The following is a 5,993-nucleotide window of genomic DNA, read 5'->3' on the forward strand; positions in this document are numbered from 1 at the left end:
GCAGCCCCGTCCCGTTCATCTCCACAACAGGAAATTAACAGGACCGCCGGCGGATTAAAAGACCCTCGCCGGAAAACCTAACAAAGTACTACTAGGGGCTCCCGGAGGCTCTAAGCACAAATTCCATGGATGAAGCAAACGAAATCAGGCGTTGGGAATTTTCCTAGTCCCCGACAGTGACACCGGAGCTGAGCGCGTGTTCTTGGTAGTCAAAAGTCCCGATTTCATCATCCACAATGGGATTCGAGTTCATGCCCGGGAGTACAAGGTGTCCCGCGTCGACGGGAAGGAGGATTCCGGTCACGTGTTGGGACTCGTCGGAGGCAAGCCAGATCATCGCGTCGGCAATCGCCGAAGCGGGAAGGATCGGCCGACCGCGCAGCGCATGCCAGTGGCGCGGTCCGTTGACGGTCTGATCCTTAATCTGCTCGGCAGATAGGATGTCTGAGCTACCGGATAGCTGCTGCTGCAGCTTAGGGTTGGTGACCATTGGAGTGTGAATCGGCCCAGGCAGGACGGTGTTGACACGGACGTTGTACGGTCCCAGTTCATTTGCGGCCTGGCGTCCCAGCCCCACGACTCCATGCTTCGAGGCGGTGTAGCTAGCGTTGTTGATACCGCCCTCCACTCCGTTAGACGAGGCGGTCAGGATGATATTGCCCTGGCCAGCCTCCATCATGAAGGGGGCGACCGCCTTGATCGTGTTGAATACTCCAGTGAGATTGACGTCGATGACGTCCTGCCACGCTCTGGCGCCCATCTCCCATATAGATGAGTAGGTGTGGATGCCCGCGTTGGCGACGGCGATGTCAATGCCTCCAAACTCCTGCACCGTTCGCGTAGCGAGGGCGGTCATCGCCGCCTCGTCGCGTACGTCGACGACCTCCGCGATGCAGCGCCGACCAGCACCCTCGACGAGGTCCCTGGTTTCATCGAGCTCTGCCTTCGAGCCCATTTCGTAGTCCAAGGAGTCGATCGGTCCACAGATGTCGAGGATCACGATGTCCGCGCCTTCCGACGCGAACTTCGCCGCGATTGCGCGACCTTGACCGCGTGCTCCCCCGGTGATCAAGGCAGTGCGCCCCAAAAGACGTTCCATACTTATTGGCCTTCCGCTAGTTCTTGCCCCGACCATACGAGTGTGATGCATCTCTCATCGGGGGCGTGCTTCGAACCTACGGTATAGCGAACGCTACGTCAAGATCCCGCGTTGACTCTCTAATGGTTTGTGGCTGGCCTGGTGCCTGCTGGCAGGATGGCTGCCGGTCCTGCTGAACGTGACTCGCGCTGACTCTGACCCGGAGCTCCGGTGTCCTTTTTATGACCTGTCCGTTCGGTGGGGCCGGCGCCGGCCTGTCCTCTTCCGATGGCTTGATAGAAGGTCGTCCAGGGTGCCACCTGTGACTCATTAGAGAGCTGCCTCGAAAGAACCCTTCCAGGCCGGCGCCGGAGACGGTACCCGCCTATGGAAGGAAAGCACCGCAATGACCATCGTTGCAGAAAAGTACGGGCACGTCATTGGCGTGGACACCCACGCCAGAACCCACACCTACGCGATCGTGGACACCGCCACCGGTGCCTGCACGGCCACCGAATCATTCCCCGCCACCGCAGCGGGCATCGACCGGGCCATCGCCTGGATCAGCCGGAACACGGACGGGAACATCCTGGCCGCCGTGGAGGGAACCTCCTCCTACGGTGCCGGACTCACCCGCGCCCTGAAGAGGGCCGGCATCGAGGTGGCGGAGGTGAAGCCGCCGCGCCGGCAGGCCCGTGCCGGCGTCGGCAAGTCCGACCCGATTGACGCGCTCGAAGCGGCCCGGCAGGTCCTGCACCGCTCCGTGGAAAGCCTGGCGGTTCCGCGCGCCGACGGGCTGCGTGCGGCCCTTCGCGTGTTGCTGACCGGACGCCGTGGCCTGGACGTACGCCGGACCGCGGACCGTAATGCCCTCAACGCGCTGGTGCGCACCTGCGACCTGGATGTTGATGCCCGCGAGGCCCTCACCGACGCCCAGATCACGATGATCGCCGGCTGGGACGAACGGGCCTCCGACACCGTCGAGCAGCAGATCGCCCGGCAGGAAGCAACCCGGCTCGCCACCGCCGTCAAGGATGCTGGCCGACACCTGAACCGCATCAAGAAGCAGCTCAGGGACCTGGTCGAGCAGCTCGCCCCGGGATTCCTGGACCTGCAGGGCGTCGGGCCGGTCACCGCCGCGGTCATCCTGGCCGCGTACTCGCACCGCGGCCGGATACGCTCCGAGGCCGCCTTCGCAGCCCTGGCCGGTGTGTCCCCGCTGCCGGCCTCCAGCGGCAACACCGTGCGGCACCGGCTCAACCGCCACGGCGACCGGCAGCTGAACATGGCCCTGGACGTCATCGTGCGGGTCCGCATGAACCACGACGAGACCACCAGACAATACGCCGAACGCCGCACCGCCGAAGGCCGGACCTACCGGGACATCAAACGCTCCCTGAAACGCTACGCAGCCCGCGCCATCTTCCGCCAACTGCAGACCCTGCTCGCTTGACACTCACCATAGAAGGGTCAGCAGCTCGCGCACGTCCCAGGGCTGAGACGTGCGCGTCGTGCGGAGTCAGCGAGGGCGGGGAGCTGGAACGTACGTGTGCTGCGGAGTGGGGCTGGGCCCTCAGCGGAGGTCGTAGCGGTCTAGCACCAGATCCACTAGTTCGGGGGCGGGCGGGTCCGACGCCGTGAGCAGCGGCATGGTCACGACGTCGGCCCCGCACTGTCCGGCCAGGGTCGCGAAGTACCCCGGCGCCAGCAGATACGTCGCCACGACCACACGGCCGGTTTTGCCGGCCAGACGGTCGCGGGCGGACCGTACCGCCTCCGGAAGGGCGGGCGCGGCAACGGCTGTCACAGAAACGAAACCGCAGCGCACCGGCCTGCCGATCGCGTTGCCCAACAGCAGCGCCATCAGCTCGCAGTCCGCCACGGCCCGGGCATCGGTCGACCCGGCGGCTGCAAGAACTACGCGGTCCTCCGGCCGCAGTCCGGCCTGCTGCAGGCGCCGGGCCAGCACGGCAGCCAGTCGCCGGTCCGGCCCCAGTACCGCGGCAACGACGGTGCCTTCCTTGGCGACGGCGGCTTCGGCCAGGTCGACGTGCACGTGGTGGCCGGCGGACAGCAGCAGCGGCACGATCCGCACTGACTGCTCGATGCCCGCCAGCGACGCTGGAACATCGGGTTCCTGCACGTCCACAAAAGCCTCAACGACGTCCAGGTGCGGCCGCTGCCGTGCCACGGCCCGGACCAGTGCGGCGATGGCGGCCTGGCCGGTAGGATCGGACGTTCCGTGCGAGGCTGCCAGCAGCGCCGGACGCTCCGCAGCGCCACGCCGGCCTCGGTGCACGCCCTCAGCATCATCCGTCAGACTCCAACTTCGATGAAGCCGTCCACCAGACGAGTGGGGAACGTGCGCAGGTACAGGGACGGATCCCCAAAGCATTCGCCCGTCTGCAGGTCGTAGACCTCCTTGTGCAGCGGGGAGGCGATAGTGGGCCGGTCCCCCTTGGACCCAACAATGCCGCGGGCCATGACATTGGCGGCGGTGGCCGGATCGCGATGGGAAACGGCGTAGACCTCCGTGGGTGAAAGGCGGAACAGCGCCACCTGCCGGTTCTCGATCAGGGCCGCTTCACCCCAGGCCGTTTCCAGGTCCTCGAGACGGCAGATCCGGTGCCAAGCGGAGACGCCGCAGGAGGCAGTGGCCCGGTCCGCAGTCAGGTCTGCTGCAGTCAGTTCGGGTGCAGTCAGTTCGGGTGCCAGCATTTCGGTCATCGTTTTCCCCGTTCGTCGTGGATGATCGTCGAGTTCTGTGGATGGTCAGCCACGCTAGTGAGCCCATGTTTCCAGCGGTCCGTTCTTGTGTTTCACCCCCGTAAAACGGCACTCACGCACCGCACCCCGCCGGGTTGTGAGGAAGTCATGTGCTGGAAACAAATGGGAAATGGCGAGGCAACGGCCGCTTCCTAGGCTGGACTCCAATCGCAATGCACCCGTCGAAAGGTCCGCCATGACTCCCACTCCCGGTTCCCCCGCCGTCCGTGAAATCGTCGTCGTCGGCGGCGGCCCGGCCGCGCACCGCTTCGTGGAGGCGATATGTGCCCGGGAAACGGAGAACGTCCGGCTGACGGTCCTGGCCGAGGAAGTCCACTTCCCCTACGACCGCGTCGCGCTGAGCAAGGCGCTGACGTCCGACGTCGACCTCACCCTCGGCGAGGCCTCCCTGTGGGAGCACGATGCCGTGACGCTGGCTACCGGCGCACGAGCCGTTTCCATCGATACGGCTTCACGCAAGGTGGTCACCGAGGACGGCACCGGTTATGCGTACGACGAACTGGTGCTGGCCACCGGCTCCAACGCCGCCCGGCTGCCGATCCCCGGCAACGAGCACACGCACGTGTACCGCACGCTGGAGGACGTCTGGACGCTTCGCCGGGAAGTCGAGCGCCTGACGGAGAAGCTGGGCCGTACGATCAACGCCGTCACGATCGGCGGCGGGCTGCTTGGCCTGGAAGCGGCCGGCGGGATGCAGGAGCTGGGCGCCAACGCCGTCGTCATCAACGGGGCGGACTGGCTGATGAACACGCAGCTGGATGAGGGCGCGGGCCAGGCGCTGGGCCGGCTGATCGCAGGCAAGGGCGTCGAGGTCCACTGCGGGGTATTCCCCAGCGCCGTCCTGGTGGCGGACGACGGCACCGAAGTGCAGGTGACCGGCGTCGAAATGGCCGACGGGCGGGTGGTCCCGGCAGACCTGGTGATCGTTTCCATCGGCGTCCGCCCGCGCGACGAACTGGCCCGGCCGCAGGAATCAGCCACCGGTGAGGGCGAAACCGGAGTCTTCGAGCTGGGGCCGCGCGGCGGCATCGCCATCAACGACGACTGCTCCACCTCCGTCCCCAACGTCTGGGCCATCGGCGAGGTGGCCAGCTACGGCGGCATGTGCCTGGGCCTGGTGGCCCCGGCCAACACCATGGCCGAGGTCGTGGCGGACCGCCTGCACGGCGGCGAAGCCACCTTTCCCGGCTTCGACACCGCCACCAGGCTCAAGCTCTCCGGCGTGGACGTGGCCAGCTTCGGCGACTGTTTTGCCCAGGAGCCCGGTGCGCTGGAGATCGTCTACGCCGATCCGGCCCGCGGCGTTTACCAGAAGCTGGTGGTCACGGACGATGCCAAGACGCTGCTCGGCGGGATCTTCGTCGGTGACGCCGCCCCGTACACCAGCCTGCGCCCGCTGTTGGGCCGCGAGCTGCCGGCCGAACCCGGTGCCTACCTGTCCGCCGCCGGCGGCGGCGACGCCCCGGAAACCGAACTGCCGGACGATGCGATCCTCTGCTCCTGCAACAACGTGGCGGCCGGTTCCATCCGCGACGCCGTCAACGGCTGCGGCGCCTGCGAAGGCCAGGAACCTGTCCGGGAACTGGGGGCGCTGAAGGGCTGCACCCGCGCCGGCACCCAGTGCGGCTCCTGCGTTCCGATGCTGAAAAAGCTGCTGGAGGGCGAGCTCACGAAGCACGGCATCACCGTTTCCAAGGCGCTCTGCGAGCACTTCAGCCTTTCCCGCGCCGAGCTGTTCGAAGCCGTCCGGGCCCTGGAACTGGCATCCTTCGAGGAGATCCTGGCCCGGTTCGGCACAGCTCCCGAACAAGCAGCGCCCGAAGGAACCAGCGCGCGCGGCTGCGACATCTGCAAGCCCGCCATCGGCTCCATCCTCGCCTCCCAGCACGGGGCCTACGTGCTCGACGGCGGCCGCGGGACCCTGCAGGACACCAACGACCGCGCGCTGGCCAATATGCAGAAGGACGGCACCTATTCCGTGGTCCCGCGCATCCCCGGCGGCGAGATCACCCCGGAAAAGCTGGGCGTGATCGCGCGCGTGGCGGAGAAGTACGGCCTCTACACCAAGATCACCGGCGCCCTGCGCATCGACATGTTCGGCGCCCGGCTGGAGCAGCTGCCGGACATC

5 protein-coding genes are annotated in these 5,993 nt (G+C 66.6%); 2 read left to right on the forward strand and 3 right to left on the reverse strand.

Translation table 11 applies throughout. The features are described from left to right. Nucleotides 1-163: 163 nt before the first annotated feature. Complete coding sequence (locus AC5RW2_RS39845; protein ID WP_493986482.1) at nt 164-1,099, reverse strand: mycofactocin-coupled SDR family oxidoreductase; 936 nt, start codon at nt 1,097-1,099, stop codon at nt 164-166. 385 nt (nt 1,100-1,484) lie between these two features. On the opposite strand from AC5RW2_RS39845, the gene AC5RW2_RS39850 reads away from it, so the two are divergent. Then, complete coding sequence (locus tag AC5RW2_RS39850; RefSeq protein ID WP_494075224.1) at nt 1,485-2,531, forward strand: IS110 family RNA-guided transposase; 1,047 nt, start codon at nt 1,485-1,487, stop codon at nt 2,529-2,531. A gap of 120 nt (nt 2,532-2,651) precedes the next feature. On the opposite strand, the gene AC5RW2_RS39855 is transcribed toward AC5RW2_RS39850, so the two are convergent. Next, on the reverse strand, nt 2,652-3,377 hold the full coding sequence (locus AC5RW2_RS39855; RefSeq protein WP_494028888.1) for a sirohydrochlorin chelatase: 726 nt from the start codon (nt 3,375-3,377) through the stop codon (nt 2,652-2,654). 17 nt (nt 3,378-3,394) lie between these two features. Then, nucleotides 3,395-3,796 (reverse strand): nitrite reductase small subunit NirD, encoded by a 402-nt coding sequence (gene nirD, locus AC5RW2_RS39860; RefSeq protein ID WP_494028912.1) that lies wholly within the window; start codon nt 3,794-3,796, stop codon nt 3,395-3,397. A 244-nt stretch (nt 3,797-4,040) separates the two neighbouring features. On the opposite strand from nirD, the gene nirB reads away from it, so the two are divergent. Continuing rightward, nucleotides 4,041-5,993, forward strand: a 1,953-nt coding sequence (gene nirB / locus AC5RW2_RS39865; protein WP_494075225.1) for a nitrite reductase large subunit NirB, incomplete at its 3' end; no start/stop codon positions are given.

The organism is Arthrobacter sp. B0316-1-20 (assembly GCF_059091865.1).